Raw genomic sequence first — 15655 nt, 5'->3', positions numbered from 1 at the left:
ACATGAGCGACTACAAGCATACCCTGAATCTGCCGGAAACCGCGTTCCCCATGCGCGGTAACCTGGCCAAGCGCGAGCCGGACATGATCAAGCACTGGCAGGACCTGAACGTTTACGGCAATCTGCGCAAGCAGCGCCAAGGTCGTGAGAAGTTCATCCTGCACGATGGCCCTCCCTACGCTAACGGCAGCATTCACATCGGGCATGCGGTCAACAAGATCCTGAAAGACATGATCGTGAAATCCCGCAGTTTCATGGGCTACGACGCACCCTACGTGCCGGGCTGGGATTGCCACGGTCTGCCCATCGAGCACAAGGTTGAGCAGGAAATCGGCAAGGCCGGCGTGAAGGTGGACTACAAAACCTTCCGCCAGGCCTGCCGAGACTACGCCACCAAACAGATCGAAGGCCAGAAGGCCGACTTTATCCGCCTGGGCGTGATGGGTGAGTGGGACAAGCCCTATCTGACCATGGATCCGAAAGTGGAGGCGGGCATTGTCCGGGCGTTGGGCAAGATCGTCGCCAAGGGCCACCTGGTGCGGGGCTTCAAGCCGGTTTACTGGAGTGTGGTTGGTCAGTCCGCACTGGCAGAAGCCGAAGTTGAATACCAGGACAAAACTTCAACCCAGATTGACGTGCGCTTCACTGTCGTGGATCAGGACGCCGTACTGAAAACCTTCGGAACCAGCGAAGGTGAGGGCGATGTATCCCTGGTGATCTGGACCACGACTCCCTGGACGATTCCCGCCAACCAGGCGGTGTCCATCGGTGCCGATATTGAATACGCACTGGTACAGTTAGATGTCGGCCACGGCGCTGAGCGAATGATTCTGGCCACGGACATGGTGCAGGGCATCATGGCTCGCTGGGGTGTGGAAGACTACAAAGTGCTGGCCAACGTCTCCGGTTCCGCACTGGAAAACCAGTTGCTTCAACATCCGGTGTACGACAAGCAAGTGCCTGTGCTGCTGGGTGACCACGTTTCCCTGGACGCCGGTACCGGTGCAGTACACACAGCGCCTGACCATGGTATGGAAGACTTCGTGGTGGGTAAGGAATACGGCATTGGCACCCTCAACCTGGTGAAAGCCGACGGCACCTATACCGACGCGGCCGGCGAATTCGCTGGTGTGCACGTATACAAGGCCGATGAGCCGGTATGCGCCGCGCTGGAACGCGAAGGCAAGCTGGTACGCTCGGAAAAATTCCGCCACAGCTACCCGCACTGCTGGCGCACCAAGACCCCGCTGATCTACAGGGCTACGCCCCAGTGGTTCATCAGCATGGACAAGCTTAACCTGCGCGCCGATGCCCTGGAAGCCATCAAAGGCGTGCGCTGGGTGCCGGCCTGGGGCCAGAATCGCATCGAGGCCATGTTCGAGCAGAGCCCGGACTGGTGTATTTCTCGTCAGCGCACGTGGGGCGTGCCGATCACCCTGTTTATCCATAAGGAAACCCAGGAGCTGCACCCGAACACCCAGGAGCTGATCGAGAAAGTCGCCCAGGCGGTGGAAACCGGCGGCATCGATGCCTGGTACGACATTGACGAGAACGAACTGCTGGGCGCCGATGCTGACCAGTACGAAAAAGTGCTGGATACCCTGGACGTCTGGTTTGACTCGGGTGTCACCCATGACTCTGTATTGCGGGTACGTGAAGAATTGGGCCAGTTCCCGGCCGATATGTACCTGGAAGGCTCTGACCAGCATCGTGGCTGGTTCCAGTCATCCCTGAAAACCTCCATTGCCATGAATGGCGTGGCGCCGTACAAGCAAGTGCTCACTCACGGCTTCACTGTGGATGCCAAGGGCTACAAGATGTCCAAGTCCCTGGGTAACGTTATCGCCCCACAGGAAGTCATGAACGAGCTGGGTGCAGACATCCTGCGTTTGTGGGTCTCTGCCACCGACTACAGCGGTGAGATGAGCGTTTCCAAGGATATCCTGCGCCAGACTGCAGACGGCTATCGCCGTATCCGCAACACTGCACGCTTCCTGTTGAGCAACCTGACCGGGTTTGATCCGGACCAGCATATGGTCGCGCCGGAAGACATGATTGCCCTGGATCGCTGGATGGTCGACCGCGCCCTGCAGCTCCAGAACGAACTGCATGAAGACTACGGCAACTATGCCTTCCTTCGGATTTACCAGAAGGTGTACAACTTCTGTGAAGCCACCCTGGGTGGCTTCTACCTGGACATCATCAAGGACCGCCAGTACACCACCCAGGCCGACAGCCTGGCGCGACGTTCCTGCCAGACCGCGCTCTATCATGTAGCCGAAGCCCTGGTGCGCTGGATTGCGCCAATCCTGAGCTTCACCGCTGATGAAATCTGGCAGCACCTGCCGGGTAGGCGCGGCGACACCGTGTTCTACGAAACCTGGTACGAGGGCTTGACTGCGCTGCCTGAGGGCTTCGAGTTAGGCCGTGACTACTGGCGTGAAATCTACGCTGTGAAAGAGGCGGTCAACAAGTGCCTGGAAGAAGTCCGTGCCCGAGGTGAAATCAAAGGCTCGTTGAGCGCGGAAGTGACTCTTTACTGCGAAGGTAGCCTGGCCGAGCGACTGAACTTTCTTGGTGAAGAGCTGCGCTTTGTGCTGATTACCTCTGAAGCCACCGTTAAGCCGGTGAGCGAAGCGGCCGGCGTAGAGCAAACCAACCTGGAAGGTCTGCTGGTGAAAGTGACCCCGGCGACTCACGCCAAGTGCGAACGCTGCTGGCACCACCGTGAAGACGTGGGGCAGAACGAGCAGTACAGCGATCTGTGTGGCCGTTGCGTGACCAATGTGGAAGGCCCGGGTGAAACCCGTGCATACGCCTGATGGATGCGGTCATGACTGAAAGCACTGGCAGTAAACTGAAATGGCTGTGGCTGGCGGTGCTGGTCATCGCCATTGACCTGGGCACCAAAGCCATAGCCACGGCTATGCTGACCTACGGTGACCCGGTACCGGTACTGCCCAGTTTCAACCTGACGCTACTGCACAACACTGGCGCGGCATTCAGCTTCCTGGCCGATGCCGCCGGCTGGCAGCGCTGGTTCTTTGTCGCCCTGGCGGTCGTGGTCAGTGTGGTGCTGGTGGGCTGGCTGAGAAAACTCAAAGCCGATGAAACCTGGACCGCGATTGCCATCGTATTGATCCTCGGTGGCGCCATCGGCAACGTATACGACCGGGTGGTGCATGGTTACGTGGTGGACTTCCTGCATTTCTACTGGCAGGACTGGCATTTCCCTGCCTTTAACCTGGCCGACACCGCTATCACCATTGGTGCTGCCATGATGATCATCGATGCATTCCGCAACCCCGCTGGTGCCAGCGGCGATGCTGACAGGAGCAACTGAACCCCATGAAAGAACTGCCCATCGATAAGGGAACCCGAGTAAAACTGCACTTCGCCCTGAAGTTTGAAGACGGCGAAACTGTGGATTCCACCTTCGACAAAGAGCCGGCTACCCTGGAAATCGGTGATGAAAACCTGCCGGAAAATTTCGAAGCCTACCTGATGGGCCTGAAAGCCGGCGACCACAAAACCTTTGAAGTGCCGCCGGAAAAAGCCTTCGGCCAGCACAACCCCAGCAATATCCAGACCTTCAAGCGCCACGAATTCAGTGCTGACATGGTTCTGGAGCCGGGTGTGGTGATTTCCTTCGCCGACGCGCGCCAGCAGGAACTGCCCGGGGTGATCAAGCGGGTAGAAGGTGACCAGGTGGATGTGGACTTTAATCACCCGCTGGCAGGGCATACACTGAGCTTTGAAGTTCAGATTATCGACGTTGAACCAGCAGGGCCGACACACTGATTATGCACATTCGACTCGCTAACCCCCGTGGCTTCTGTGCCGGCGTAGACCGTGCCATAGAAATTGTAAACCGCGCGCTGGACGTGTTCGGAGCGCCTATCTACGTGCGCCACGAAGTGGTCCACAACAAATTCGTGGTAGACAACCTGCGCAACCGGGGCGCGATCTTTGTCGACGAGTTGGACGAAGTGCCCGACGACAAACTGGTGATCTTCAGTGCCCACGGCGTATCCCAGGCGGTACAGAACGAAGCCGCCCGGCGCGGCCTGAAAGTGTTCGACGCTACCTGCCCGCTGGTCACCAAAGTGCATATGGAAGTGATGCGTTACAGCCGTGATGGCCGCGAGTGCATCCTGATTGGCCACCATGGACACCCGGAAGTGGAAGGTACCATGGGCCAGTACGATCACAGCAACGGCGGCGACATCTATCTGGTGGAAGACGAAGCCGACGTGCAAAAGCTGGAAGTGAAAGACGCCAGCCGTTTGTCCTTCGTTACCCAAACCACGCTGTCCATGGACGATACCGCACGGGTAATCGACGCCCTGCGCGCGAAATTCCCGAAAATCGAAGGCCCCCGCAAAGACGACATCTGCTACGCCACCCAGAATCGGCAGGACGCGGTCAAGCAGTTGGCCGGTGACTGTGATCTGATGCTGGTGGTGGGCTCCCCCAATAGCTCCAACTCCAATCGCCTGCGGGAACTGGCTGAGCGCATGGGCACGCCTGCTTACCTGATTGATGAGGCTGCCCAGATAGAGCCGCAATGGCTTGAGGGCAAGAAGGCCGTAGGAGTCACTGCTGGAGCGTCGGCTCCTGAGGTGCTGGTTGCCGACGTGATTGCCCGACTCAAGGAGTTGGGCGGGGAAGAACCCGAGGAAGTCTCCGGCCGGGAGGAGAACATTGTCTTCTCGATGCCGAAAGAACTGAGGATTGACGCCCTTCAAATCGACTGAACCTGAAGGGCTATCAATTCGTTTTGATGTTACCAGCAGCCCGCCTGGGCTGCGCCTCTGACGCCTTCATCGTTCAGCGTCAGCGTGCCGCAATCATCATTGGCTTGAGCACCCGTGGGGACCGCCTGCAGAGTATATGTGTCGCGCGTCGCGTTCACGGAAAAGCTGATGTTATAAAACGCTGTGCCTGTTTGCGGCGATTGCGTGAAGGGCAATACTGGATTATTCCCACCATCTCTGTAGTCAAAGCCGTTTGAGTAGCGTCTTTCCATCCACTGGGCCAGTTCCAACAGGTCTGCCTGGGCTGTGGTTCGTCGGGTTTGTTCCACCTGGTTCTGGTAGAGCGGCAGGGCTATTGCAGCTATGATCGCGATGATTGCAACCGCGATCATGAGCTCGACCAATGTGAAACCGGCATTCGATTGAATCTTCAAGGTAATAGATCCTTACTCTGGAATGTGTTTTGGCGGATCAATCGCGTATAACGCTGAGACCCACCGCCACTGTTGGCCCCGAGCCGCCCGCAGTATCGGGCGACAGTTCCAGTCTGATGGAGTCTCCTGGCTGAATTTGCTGCAGCACCTGTTCTCGTGACCAGACGGTATTCCTGAACTGGACGAGTCTGTCGAGCGTGAAGGACTCATCATCGACGATCAGGATGGATTCCTCAGCGTGGATGGCGTTTATGGCCCCCTCGTAAAAACGATCATTTGTATTCATAGGTGTGCCGTCAGCGATCTCCTCCCGAGCCTGAAGGCCGGAAGAAATGGATATCGCGACCAATAGGGCGCCTAAACTGCCTAGGGTTTTCTTGTTGATTCGGCGAACGCCGAGAAGCTTGAACGGATTCTTCATGGTCAATCCCGTTTCTAGGTTGAGTCAGTTTTGGGACCAGCTTCTTAACGAAGCTGCTCCCAGGTCTGTCTTCCGATGTTTGTGTCGAGCGATCTGGCGCATAAGCCATCCTCGCATGGATCGCCGGGTGACAACTGAGTCGGGTCCAGCCCCGGAATGACGATCTCCGCGTCACCGTCGGACGTGGCTATGGTCCGGTTTTCGCCACCATACCCAACCTGGATACCACTGGGCGCATACCCCCCGGTAATATCGCCGGTATTGAATTTACCGTCGCTGTTCAGGTCGAAAACTGCCGTGTCTGAGGGCGCACCTGTGCTCAGCCTGAGGTCCATCAGAAACCCTGTTCGTCCGCTGCCACAGGGGTCGCGGTCTGGAATAACGGTCGTGAAACGCACCCGATCCGGGTTAACACCAAATGGGAAGGTGGCACGACTGATCACCCGTTCGCCTACCTTATTCCCGTTATAAGCCAGATCCAGGTACCAGCCACTTTGGGTTGTCAGGCTGTTGCCGGAGGTGTCTCGGACAATGAAGCTATTGGATCCATTTCCGGATGCCTTGCTGACACTGATACTTTCCTGTTTGGTGATGGTTTGCTCCAGCAGGTCTGAGCGCGCTAATCCGCTCTTGTTCAAATCATCCTTGATGGCATAAAGCGACTGAATATCGTAGTCACCTTCGTCCCCGCTGCGGAGGAAACTACCGGTGCCGAAGGCGACAACCAGTTCATCGCTGTCGTTTGGATTAAGCGCCACGCGCGGGGCCACAGTGATCGGCTGGCTATTTCCCGCTGGACTTTGCGCTGTAAATACCTTGGTCGCGGACCAATTAGACACTCGCCCTGTCAAGTCAAACCTCCAGAGGTTGCCCAACAGGTCTCCACCGTAGGCATAACGGGTTACCGGGTCGGTTTCAGGAAAGCTGGTTACTGTCACTGATGCCAGTCCATTGGGGCTGGTGGCAGAGCCTGCTCCAGTCTGAATTTCTTTGATCAGGGTACCGGTCTCAAGATCCACAACGAACAAGCTCGATTGCCCGCTGTCGCCATTGTAGCCATTGCCGAACAGGGCCACCCAAGTGCCATCGCCCAGCCGGGAAATCTGCGGATCGGTTACGCCATAGCCCAGGTTCGGGTGTGAAAACTCCCATAGAACGTCATCCGATGGAGAGAAAGAACCCGGGTTGGTGACATCAAGTGCGAAAACGGTTTTTCCACCGATGCCCATGCCTCCCAGCAGCACCGTGCGCCAGGACTGCGTCCCGCCGCCGGACTTGTCGATGTAGGCGTCCTGGACACGGGGTGTGCCATCCATGAAATATTTATGGGTGTAGTTGGGCTGCATCAGCTCAGAGATTCGTGCGTAGGTTTTTGACCCCGAGGGCAGCAATAGCTCGGAGGGGATGTAGCCAAACAACTCTTCCCCGGTTTCGCTATTGAACGCATGGAGTATGCCGTCGTTTGCGGGTACGTAGAGCGCATCGACACGGTTTTGATACGAGGACGTGGACCTGAAATTCCGGTAAGCGACCCCCTCAGGGTCCGGGAGCCGGGCGAAACCATAGTTGGTTTTACCCACGAACTGAGGGTTGGCATTGATGATATCGCCCATCAGGCGCAAAACGCTGGCGCCACCGTCGTCCTGAACCAGCCGGTCTCTTAACGTCGGGTGGGCATTGTTATCCCCATGGAGCCATGCAATTCGATTGTGCCCAAGGTTGTCCTGGGTGGAGTTGAGCGTAGGGTCGGCGTTCAGAGCATTCTGCTGTGCCGTCGACAGATTCGACAGCGAGCTGGCCGATGCAAACTCCAGCTCAACCCCGGCACTGCCATTATGGGTAATCAGCTTGCGCGCCTGCGGTTGAGTGCTGGCGAGGACTTCTTCAGCATTCCAGGCTTCTGAGCCTTGATCAAAATTGAAGGCGGTTAACGTTCCAGACCAGTCCTGACTCCTGAATCCAGCGAAGAAACCCAGGGAATCGGTGCGGAGCACTGCTGAACTCACTGCTGCCGAGGATGCAGAGGTTTCAGAACGTGCAATGACATCGCCCAGGAAGCCCTGGATTTCAGTGGTGAATTCGGTTGGATTTTGGGCGCTGGCATAACCGCCCCGGCCGTTAATGGCTGCGTGTAGCAGATCATCGATATTATCCGGGCTTTGGTCGGCGCCGGGCTCTGGCCAGTTAATGGTGATATTTTTGCTCGAGTCCAGTGCGGCCAGCGCGTCGGCTTCCTTGATGTCGCCGGTCACACCCAGGCCGATGGTAAACGTAGTCATGTGCTGCCAGAAGGCCGGATCTGTCGAAGAAACCGGCACTTTATTGGCCAGGTCCGTTCTCAAATCGGTCTTCCAGTATTTCATTGCCACGTCTGCGAGAGTGTTGGAATAGCTGTCCGAAAACGGCGACACCGCCTGGTAGGTGAAGTTTTTACCGTTGGGGTCGGGATTGTTGTAGGTGGGGCCACCGGTTCCATCCGCATTGCCTACCTGCGGACTGCTGCCGTTCCAGATACCGTCCGTCATAAGGATAGAAAAGCTTTGACGGCATTCGATATGCGACGTGTTGTCATTGGTGCCGGGCACTTCACCCCATGGACCACGATTGTCGGTTCGGGAATAGTACTGACCCACGTCCTTGAGCGCGGTCCGCAACGGGGTGCCGCCATTGATGCTCTTACCGTGCAGCCAGGTCAGGAAGGTTTGTCGGCGTGCCGCTGTGTACGGACGCACCCCGCTCACCAGCGTGTCAGTGTTAACACCATCAATGGTTCTTCCGTTGACGTTGATCGCGCCATAGCCAACTCTAATGTTCTCGGGGAGGTCAAAGAAGGCTTCAGTTATACCGGATTTTGCGGCCAATGCCCGGGTGCTGTAATAGGAAAACCAGTTGGCATAGTTCTGTTTTTCCTCGGCGGAGGCATTGTTTAGCAGTACGGCTGTATAACAACTGTTTTGCCTGGGGTTGCTGTCACAACTCGTTGAGGAGTTGAACTGCATATAGAAGCCTTGCTCGATGCTGCCAATCTGGTCAAACCGAATATCATTGCGCAGGTCGTCCGTACCCTCTGATTGATCAAAACCGTTGACCCACGCGTTGGTGTAGGACGAGTTCGGATACCGGCTACTGCCATCTGGCTTGTAGGGCGGCGTGTAGGTCACCGACGGGTCATAATAGATTTTATTGACGTGGCTGGAGTAGTAATAGTTGTTGCCCGCTCGCCCGCTCAAATCGTCTGGCATAAAACGCCAGCCCATGGAGCCCGAGTCGTCAAAAATGAAAACCAGGTTGGGATCCACTGATTCCTTCAGAAACAGTGGCACTTGTGACAGGTTTACCTGAGCGATCGCAGATTGTGCGGTCAGGATAGAAAACGCCGCACTGACACCGAAGGTGGTCAGCTTTGACAGCTTTCTCGACTGTAGCCGTTTGCGGAAGATCTTTTTCATAACTGGCTCTCCGGATGGAATGAGCAATCCTAATCTGATGTTCGTTTATGGTTTTCTTTATCACTGAGGCGGTAGCAGAACGGTTGACTGCAGAACCGTCACTGCCTCGGCACTGCCGCCTTGGGCTCGGGCAGTTGTCATATACCTCTCAAAGCAGGGTTGGCCCGGTTCAATCGGGCAGACATCGGCCAGTCGGGCAATGTGGTAAATCGGCTGTGCGCTGACATCCGGGCCGGCATTACCAACGCCCAGGCGAGTCGGATTGGTGCCATCCCAGAGCCACGGGGTCGCAATCAGCGGCTCATCGAAAGCCGTGAGGCGTGTCGGCAGACTGTTCAGAATATCGTCTTCTGCCTGTCGCAGGGCTGCTTCGGATGCCTGAAACGAAAGAGCTCCATCATGGGCGTTGCTGGCCATCCGTTCCTGCATGATGGATCCCTGCATGCCTCCGATAGCCAGCAGGGATATCAACAGCAGCATGACCAGGGCGACGATCAGGGTGGCGCCTTGCTGTTGTCCAGGAAACTGGCCATTCGCGAGCGGATAACCTGGGGAGACTGCGTCAATCATTGCATTCTACCTCTGATGGTGGTGGTGCCGACGGAAACCAGTCGAACTCGTCTGTCACCGTTGTTGGCCTGGGACACTTCGCTGCCCAGGACATCAAACAACCGATCGTTTTCTTCATCAAGCACCTCGTCCCGACTGCGGGTGATTACCGCAAATCGGACGCTTGAAACCGAATCCCAGTTAGCCACGAGGTTGGCGGGAACATAATCGTCTGCGGCTTCGTCTCCAACCGTGTCGACGCCATACAGGAGTTGCAGCGTCTCGACCCCTGACACGAGTTCCTGTGGGGGTTCTAACGGTGTCATCAGTCTTCTGAACAGGGCGGGTTCTCCGTTGGTGCCCTGACCGATGTAGTAAGCCATAGAGGTAAATTCATACACTCGTGTTTCAGAGTCATATGCCAGGTTGAAATTGTTGCCATTATTGCCTGGTATGACATTGCCGCCTGCCATGGTCACTGAGCTCGAGTTGAAGTTATTGCTCTTTTGAAACAACTCGCCTTCAGAACAGTCTCCCAGTGTTGCCAGTACGATCCGGTTGACGGGCACCTCGGAGTTATCAACGAGGTTGATGCTGTTGCCGTTCTGAGGGTTCGCTGCGTTTACAGGCACGCTCAGGGGGGTGAGGGCGTTTATAACGACCACGTCTGAATTGGCCAGTACCGAGCCGGCCAACTGGGCCGGCAGCTGCGCGCCAGCATTACCAGAGGACCAATTGCCCGCACCCGGTGTGTTCAGAGCGGCGGGAAGGGTAACGCTGTCGCTGGGTCCTGTGCCGTTGAAATCCCAGCCCTGGACGGGCCGCCCCAATGGCATCAGCAGGCCACCATTCAATCGATTATCGACAACCTGGTCCAGCGGCCGGCCCATCTCTGCGAGGCAGCCAAAGCTGCCTGCGGACCGGAAATCCGGGGCGAGGATCGCAGACACAAAGCGTGCGCTCTCTTGTGCATGGGCAAGTCCCTGGGTTTGGCGATACGTTTCGTTTCCGCTCAGATAAATCTGTGTGACGCCAAGCGTCAACAGCAGGCCCAGTGCAACTGCAATCAGCAACTCCACAAGTGAAAGTCCGCGCTGGGATTGCCAACGGGGAGCGGAAGTGTGAGCTCTTGCTTGGATAGTGTGCGCCATCAGATCTGAGTCCTCACCACTACGGGGTTCATTGCCTGGTCGTTTTGATCCCAGTCGATCGTCACAGTGACCGTGTTGTTGAGGCCGTCAATGACAACTGTGCGTTCTGCATCCGGGAGCAGGCAAGCCAGGTTGTTTTCCCAGGTTGCCAGATCATTTGCAGCTACACTCCCGTTTGCCGGGACGAAGGATGTGTCGCAGGCGCCGCCATCAGCGCCTTGGGCATCGCCTTGAGCCAGTGCGTAGCCGGCGATGTTATCCGGATTGGCTCGAATTCGGTCAAGCAGATCCTCCGCCAGCAGAACCGCCTGGCTGCGGCTTTGCGATTGCGTGTTCATCTGCAGGGAGACCACCTGTGTCGATGCGACGCCCAGAATCCCGATACCGAGAATCAGGACGGTGACCAGTATCTCAATGAGTCCGATACCTGCCTGGCGGGTCAGAGCCATGGGGCTGTGCGAATTAACTGTGTGATTTAGGGAATTGATCGTCACGGGCATACTCCGTCTTCCACTTCAGTTCGCCCTACCGGACTGATTCGAATAGTCCGAAACCGTATATCCCCGGCAGCGCAGCCAACGGGAGCGACCGTAAATGTCTGGGCTGCCTGCGGTACCAGAAAACCTCGGCGGTCAAACACGATGTCGGCCGCTGATTCGGTATACGTCAGATTGCCGGGAGCCTCAAAAACACGAATCTGGTTGTTTGTGCAATCACCGGCAGCACCGCCCTCATGGACGCACCAGCCACTGTCGAGCCCGCCATCGGTGCTGAGGGTCACGTTCTCGCCACGCTTGATAGCTTCCGATCTGGCCAGCTTGATGGATGAAACAAGCAGGTTGGTACCTGATACCAGTCGGTTGTTATCGATTAACCTGCCAAATCCCGGAATGGCGATGGTTGCGACAAGCGCGAGAATGACCATCGTCACCATGAGCTCAATTAGCGTAAAACCCGCAGTTCTGTTCCTCATATGCCATCCTGCCCATTAATACAGCCTCAATTACAGCAGAATGAGTCGTACAGTCCATGAGTCTTGCGATAAAAGGTAGTTGTCAGGGAATGAGCGGTACGAGCGTCTGATAAAATGAGACCTCGTACCCGCTATCCCGATGTGCGATCAGAAACAGACCACGGTGGTGCCCCACGGTAACCTGATGGTTCCGTCCCGGTCTTCGTCATCGAGGCTGCGTAGACGTCCGCCGATATTCAGGGCCAGGTAGCTCATTCTGATATCGTTTGGCTGGGTTCCGGAGCACACCACTATGCTCCCCAATGTGCCGCGGCTCATTCCGGTTGAAGCGAACTGGAAGTAGCCCCGGCCGGCGGTTCGAGTATGGAGTCTCGCCTGGTTGTCGTTGAGGTGGAAAACCTGATGGCTACGCCCATTATCCGGACGCTTGTCGTTGTCGGCGTCAAGGAACACGTGAACCGGTCGGTTCCAGTCGTCGATGCAGGACTGCGCCGGTGTAAGTGGGCATACCGTGATCACTGTCCTGCGGGTGACGGCCAGTGAGCGGGCACTGGCAAACATGCGATGGATCTGATTGACTGTATCCGTGTGGCGCGTTGAGGTGATCAGTTGGGGCCAGGAGACACTGGCCAAGGTAGCCAGAATGGCCATGATAGATAGCGTAAGGGTCAGCTCTATAAGCGTAAACCCGCCACTGCGTATTGTGTAACGCATAGCGAACGTCCTTGTCTGAGGTTATCTGATGAGCTCTGTACATCCTGTTCAGAGCCTGACAATCCTAACCTAGGCCGCTGGCCTGATTCTAAGTACTGAGTCTACTTCTGGATTACTCCATCCCCAGTTTCTTCAACCGGTACCTCAAGGCGCGAAAGCTGATCCCCAGTCTCTTGGCCGCCGCCGTTTTATTCCACCGTGTCGCTTCCAGTGCTTTTTCAATGGCCTGTCTCTCGATGTTTTCCAGATAGCCCTCAAGATCGATCTCACCCTCAGGCACCGGAGCTGCGGCAGCATCCGTTTCTGACTCCGTCTCTCTGGTCGCGGAGGCGGAGCCCGCTGGCACGACACCGCCGCCAAGATGCAGATCTCCGGCATCAATCAGGTCTTCATCGCACAGGGTAAAAGCGCGTTCCAGGATGTTCTCCAGTTCACGAACGTTACCGGGAAACTCGTAGCCTTTGAGTCGTTCGATGGCGGCCGCGGTGAGTTTGGCCGGGTCGCACTCGTATTCCCGCGCTATGCGTTGGAGAATGTGCTCGGCCAGCAGGGGGATATCCTCGGCGCGCTCGCGCAGCGGCGGAACGGCCAGTTCGATGACGTTGATCCGGTAGAACAGATCCTGGCGGAAGTCGCCTTCCTGCACCAGTTCGGGGAGGTTTTTGTGGGTGGCGCTGAGCACCCGGATGTCCACCGGCACTTCTTTGGTATCGCCGACCGGGCGGACGGCTTTCTCCTGGATAGCACGCAGCAGTTTTACCTGCATGGCCAGTGGGAGGTCGGCCACTTCGTCCAGAAACAGGGTGCCACCATCGGCAGAGCGGAACAGGCCCTGCTTGTTCTCGACGGCTCCGGTGAAGCTGCCCTTCTTGTGGCCAAAGAACTCGCTTTCCATCAATTCCGAGGGGATTGCGCCACAGTTCACTGCGATAAAGGGGCCGTCACTTCTGGGGCCTTGCAGGTGAATCATGCGGGCGACCAGCTCCTTGCCGCTGCCGGATTCGCCGCTGATAAACACCGGTGCCTGACTTCTGGCGAGCTTTTTCGTCTGTGTGCGCAGTTTCCGGATTTGCGGCGAGTTGCCCAGAAGCAGGCCGGGCTCATCGGACTCGGCGGTTTCGCCGATCTGGGGTTCTGACAGCTTCAGAGCGCTGTTGACCAGTTCCCGCAGGCGGGGCAGCTCCACGGGCTTGGATACGAAGTCAAAAGCGCCGGCTTTGAGCGATTCGATAGCCGTGTCCATGCTGCCATAGGCGGTGATCACTGCAACGGGGGTGCAGGGAGTGTGTTGCTGAATCCAGTGAACAAGGTCTATACCATTGCCGTCGGGCAGGTTCATGTCTGTCAGGCAGAGCTGGGGATTGTGCTGCTGCAGTAGTTCCCTGGCGCTGGCCAGATCGGGGGCGGTGTAGGTGGTAATGCCCATCCGGGTGAGGGTGATTTCCAGTAGATCCCGGATATCCGGCTCGTCGTCAACAATCAGCGCTGTCTGTGTAGTCATTCTGTGTCTTCGGTTCCCTGTTGAATTCAAACGCCCGATGGCCAGTTGGTCAGATCATTCGCCCGGGGTGAGCAAACGTTATGCGGAATCGGCACCCCGGCTGTCCGTCATCGACCAGCGAGAGGTGTGCCTGGTTGGCTTCGCATAACTCCCTGGCCAGGTAAAGGCCAAGCCCGGTTCCGCTTTTATCCGTGGTGAAAAAGGGCTCGAATACGGAATGCCGATGCTCGGCACTGATGCCCGGGCCAAAATCCCGAACGTCCACGTAAGCCCGTTTGCCATCGGCCGTGGCGCCCGCAATTAATTGTATCCTGTTTTGCCCGGTCTGCTGTTTGCTGTACCGCAAACCATTGTCGCACAGATTCACCATCACCTGCTCAATCTGGCTCTTGTCGAAACGAGCCTGTGGAATCTGCTCGCTGATATTCAATTCGATCGTGGTGGCCGTTTCCCCATTCACGGTCTGCACGAAATCATCCCGGAACTCGCGAAGCCATTGGCCGACATCTATCAGCTCGGAATTTGCGGTCCGGCGGCGAGAAAGGTCCAGTACATTCTCGATGATGCCATTCACCCTTCGGGAGTGACGGCGAATGATGTCGAGCATGCGAAGATCCCCCTCATCCAGGCTGGGGGATTCTTCCATCAACTGGGCAGCGTGGCTTATGGCGCCGAGAGGATTCCGGATTTCGTGAGCGATGCCAGCCGTTAAGCGTCCGAGTGAGGCCAGCTTCATCTGTTGGGCCTGCTGGGTCACTTTGCTCATGTCTTCAATAAACACCAGAATCTGGTCGCCCCGCTCCTGGTCCAGTTGCGTGAAGTTGGCCTGCAAAAGCGGTGAGGTAGACGACGCCTGAAAGGGTTCAATCCGCATGTTGGGGTTTTTCAGCCAGCTTTCGAGCCCCTGCCTGAGCGGTTTAGGCAGTAGCCTTGCACGGGGCTCCAGATCTTCTCCATCGGCGCTCACACCGAACAGCAGTTCTTCGGCGGCGGCGTTGGCAAGCCGAATCTGGCCGAAACGATCAAGCACCAGGATGCCGGTACGCATGCGCTGGATGATCTGCTGGTTGATCTGTTCCAGTTCCTGAATGCTCCGTGCCCGGCTGCTGGCCAGGGCTTCGCTTCGGATCATCCGTTTTGAAATGCCCTGCAGGACAAAAGCCGCGGCAAAGTAGAGTATGCCCAGAGAACCCGCCCGGACAATGTCGTCGGCGGTTTCATTGATGGCGAGTACCGCCCAGCCGGAGATGCCGAGAGAGCAGATGGCAGCCAGTGCCGCGTAGAAGGTACCTATCCGGCTTGGTGTCAGAATATTGCCCGCCGCCACCGAAATGATAACCAGGTTGGCCAGGCCATTAGTGATACCGGTGCTGGCCAGTAACAGTCCATGCATTACCAGTATGTCGATCAGAATGGAGAGCGTGATATGCCGCTGTCTTGGCTGAAAGCCGGCAAGCAGTAGCAGTGCGGTAAAGCCATTGATTGCCAGGTAGGTAACCACGCCCGCCTGGTAGTACTCCAGCCAGCGGAACTTGCTGTCGGTGGTGAATGGATCGAAGAGCAGCAAGCCCAGCAGCATCAGGCTGATGACCACGCGATAATGATTGTAGATCCGGAACAGCCTTCCCTGTTGCTGCTTGGCCGGCGGCCCGAAAGCAGAGCGCTTGCTGTCTTTGTCGGCAGTGTCTTGAGCCATGGAGCGAGTC

14 protein-coding genes are annotated in these 15655 nt (G+C 56.9%); 4 read left to right on the top strand and 10 right to left on the bottom strand.

What is annotated here, in order from left to right:
- Positions 1 to 2: 2 nt before the first annotated feature.
- The 4 genes from ileS to ispH are packed head-to-tail and all read left to right on the top strand — an operon-like array spanning position 3 to position 4757.
- A complete protein-coding gene (ileS, locus tag C7436_RS16590; protein ID WP_121208510.1) occupies positions 3 to 2822 on the top strand; it encodes an isoleucine--tRNA ligase in 2820 nt (939 codons plus the stop codon).
- Positions 2822 to 3343, top strand: a complete 522-nt coding sequence (gene lspA, locus C7436_RS16585; protein ID WP_121208509.1) for a signal peptidase II — start codon at positions 2822 to 2824, stop codon at positions 3341 to 3343. Before ileS ends, lspA begins: the two co-directional genes overlap by 1 nt.
- Positions 3344 to 3348: 5 nt before the next feature.
- Positions 3349 to 3801, top strand: a complete 453-nt coding sequence (fkpB, locus tag C7436_RS16580) for an FKBP-type peptidyl-prolyl cis-trans isomerase (RefSeq protein ID WP_014420596.1) — start codon at positions 3349 to 3351, stop codon at positions 3799 to 3801.
- 2 nt (positions 3802 to 3803) lie between these two features.
- Entirely contained in the window at positions 3804 to 4757 is a 954-nt protein-coding gene (ispH, locus tag C7436_RS16575) for a 4-hydroxy-3-methylbut-2-enyl diphosphate reductase (RefSeq protein WP_121208508.1), read from the top strand.
- A 29-nt stretch (positions 4758 to 4786) separates the two neighbouring features.
- Here the strand turns inward: ispH and C7436_RS16570 are convergent, their stop codons facing one another.
- The 10 genes from C7436_RS16570 to C7436_RS16525 form a co-directional block, all read right to left on the bottom strand.
- Positions 4787 to 5191: a type IV pilin protein gene (locus C7436_RS16570; protein ID WP_014420598.1), complete on the bottom strand. Its 405-nt coding sequence runs from the start codon at positions 5189 to 5191 to the stop codon at positions 4787 to 4789.
- A gap of 37 nt (positions 5192 to 5228) precedes the next feature.
- Positions 5229 to 5612 carry a hypothetical protein gene (locus C7436_RS16565; RefSeq protein WP_121208507.1) on the bottom strand — a complete coding sequence of 128 codons (384 nt, stop codon included), beginning with the start codon at positions 5610 to 5612 and terminating at the stop codon, positions 5229 to 5231.
- 44 nt (positions 5613 to 5656) lie between these two features.
- Complete coding sequence (locus C7436_RS16560; protein ID WP_121208506.1) at positions 5657 to 9061, bottom strand: pilus assembly protein; 3405 nt, start codon at positions 9059 to 9061, stop codon at positions 5657 to 5659.
- Positions 9062 to 9121: 60 nt separating this feature from the next.
- Positions 9122 to 9631, bottom strand: a complete 510-nt coding sequence (locus tag C7436_RS16555) for a pilus assembly PilX family protein (RefSeq protein ID WP_023009257.1) — start codon at positions 9629 to 9631, stop codon at positions 9122 to 9124.
- The gene (locus C7436_RS16550) at positions 9628 to 10761 is read right to left on the bottom strand and encodes a PilW family protein (protein ID WP_121208505.1); all 1134 of its coding nucleotides are present in this window, start codon (positions 10759 to 10761) and stop codon (positions 9628 to 9630) included. The genes C7436_RS16555 and C7436_RS16550 overlap by 4 nt, the downstream gene beginning before the upstream one ends.
- A complete protein-coding gene (gene pilV, locus C7436_RS16545) occupies positions 10761 to 11261 on the bottom strand; it encodes a type IV pilus modification protein PilV (protein WP_081698948.1) in 501 nt (166 codons plus the stop codon). Before pilV ends, C7436_RS16550 begins: the two co-directional genes overlap by 1 nt.
- The gene (locus C7436_RS16540; protein WP_014420604.1) at positions 11252 to 11734 is read right to left on the bottom strand and encodes a GspH/FimT family pseudopilin; all 483 of its coding nucleotides are present in this window, start codon (positions 11732 to 11734) and stop codon (positions 11252 to 11254) included. Before C7436_RS16540 ends, pilV begins: the two co-directional genes overlap by 10 nt.
- A 147-nt stretch (positions 11735 to 11881) precedes the next feature.
- Positions 11882 to 12448: a GspH/FimT family pseudopilin gene (locus tag C7436_RS16535; protein WP_121208609.1), complete on the bottom strand. Its 567-nt coding sequence runs from the start codon at positions 12446 to 12448 to the stop codon at positions 11882 to 11884.
- A 112-nt stretch (positions 12449 to 12560) separates the two neighbouring features.
- Positions 12561 to 13949 (bottom strand): sigma-54-dependent transcriptional regulator, encoded by a 1389-nt coding sequence (locus C7436_RS16530; RefSeq protein ID WP_121208504.1) that lies wholly within the window; start codon positions 13947 to 13949, stop codon positions 12561 to 12563.
- 49 nt (positions 13950 to 13998) lie between these two features.
- Entirely contained in the window at positions 13999 to 15645 is a 1647-nt protein-coding gene (locus C7436_RS16525) for a sensor histidine kinase (RefSeq protein WP_023009262.1), read from the bottom strand.
- Positions 15646 to 15655: the final 10 nt, after the last annotated feature.

The organism is Marinobacter nauticus (assembly GCF_003634635.1).
GTDB classification, from domain to species: domain Bacteria; phylum Pseudomonadota; class Gammaproteobacteria; order Pseudomonadales; family Oleiphilaceae; genus Marinobacter; species Marinobacter nauticus.
This window is presented reverse-complemented; position numbering and strand designations above follow the sequence as displayed.

Excerpts from the sequence above, each read along its gene's own strand:
- C7436_RS16525 (WP_023009262.1), bottom strand. The coding sequence starts at position 15,645 with ATGGCTCAAGACACTGCCGACAAAGACAGCAAGCGCTCTGCTTTCGGG.
- C7436_RS16535 (WP_121208609.1), bottom strand. The coding sequence starts at position 12,448 with ATGCGTTACACAATACGCAGTGGCGGGTTTACGCTTATAGAGCTGACC.
- pilV (WP_081698948.1), bottom strand. The coding sequence starts at position 11,261 with ATGCCCGTGACGATCAATTCCCTAAATCACACAGTTAATTCGCACAGC.
- ispH (WP_121208508.1), top strand. The coding sequence starts at position 3,804 with ATGCACATTCGACTCGCTAACCCCCGTGGCTTCTGTGCCGGCGTAGAC.
- lspA (WP_121208509.1), top strand. The coding sequence starts at position 2,822 with ATGGATGCGGTCATGACTGAAAGCACTGGCAGTAAACTGAAATGGCTG.
- ileS (WP_121208510.1), top strand. The coding sequence starts at position 3 with ATGAGCGACTACAAGCATACCCTGAATCTGCCGGAAACCGCGTTCCCC.
- C7436_RS16540 (WP_014420604.1), bottom strand. The coding sequence starts at position 11,734 with ATGAGGAACAGAACTGCGGGTTTTACGCTAATTGAGCTCATGGTGACG.
- C7436_RS16565 (WP_121208507.1), bottom strand. The coding sequence starts at position 5,612 with ATGAAGAATCCGTTCAAGCTTCTCGGCGTTCGCCGAATCAACAAGAAA.
- C7436_RS16560 (WP_121208506.1), bottom strand. The coding sequence starts at position 9,061 with ATGAAAAAGATCTTCCGCAAACGGCTACAGTCGAGAAAGCTGTCAAAG.
- C7436_RS16550 (WP_121208505.1), bottom strand. The coding sequence starts at position 10,761 with ATGGCGCACACTATCCAAGCAAGAGCTCACACTTCCGCTCCCCGTTGG.
- fkpB (WP_014420596.1), top strand. The coding sequence starts at position 3,349 with ATGAAAGAACTGCCCATCGATAAGGGAACCCGAGTAAAACTGCACTTC.
- C7436_RS16555 (WP_023009257.1), bottom strand. The coding sequence starts at position 9,631 with ATGATTGACGCAGTCTCCCCAGGTTATCCGCTCGCGAATGGCCAGTTT.
- C7436_RS16530 (WP_121208504.1), bottom strand. The coding sequence starts at position 13,949 with ATGACTACACAGACAGCGCTGATTGTTGACGACGAGCCGGATATCCGG.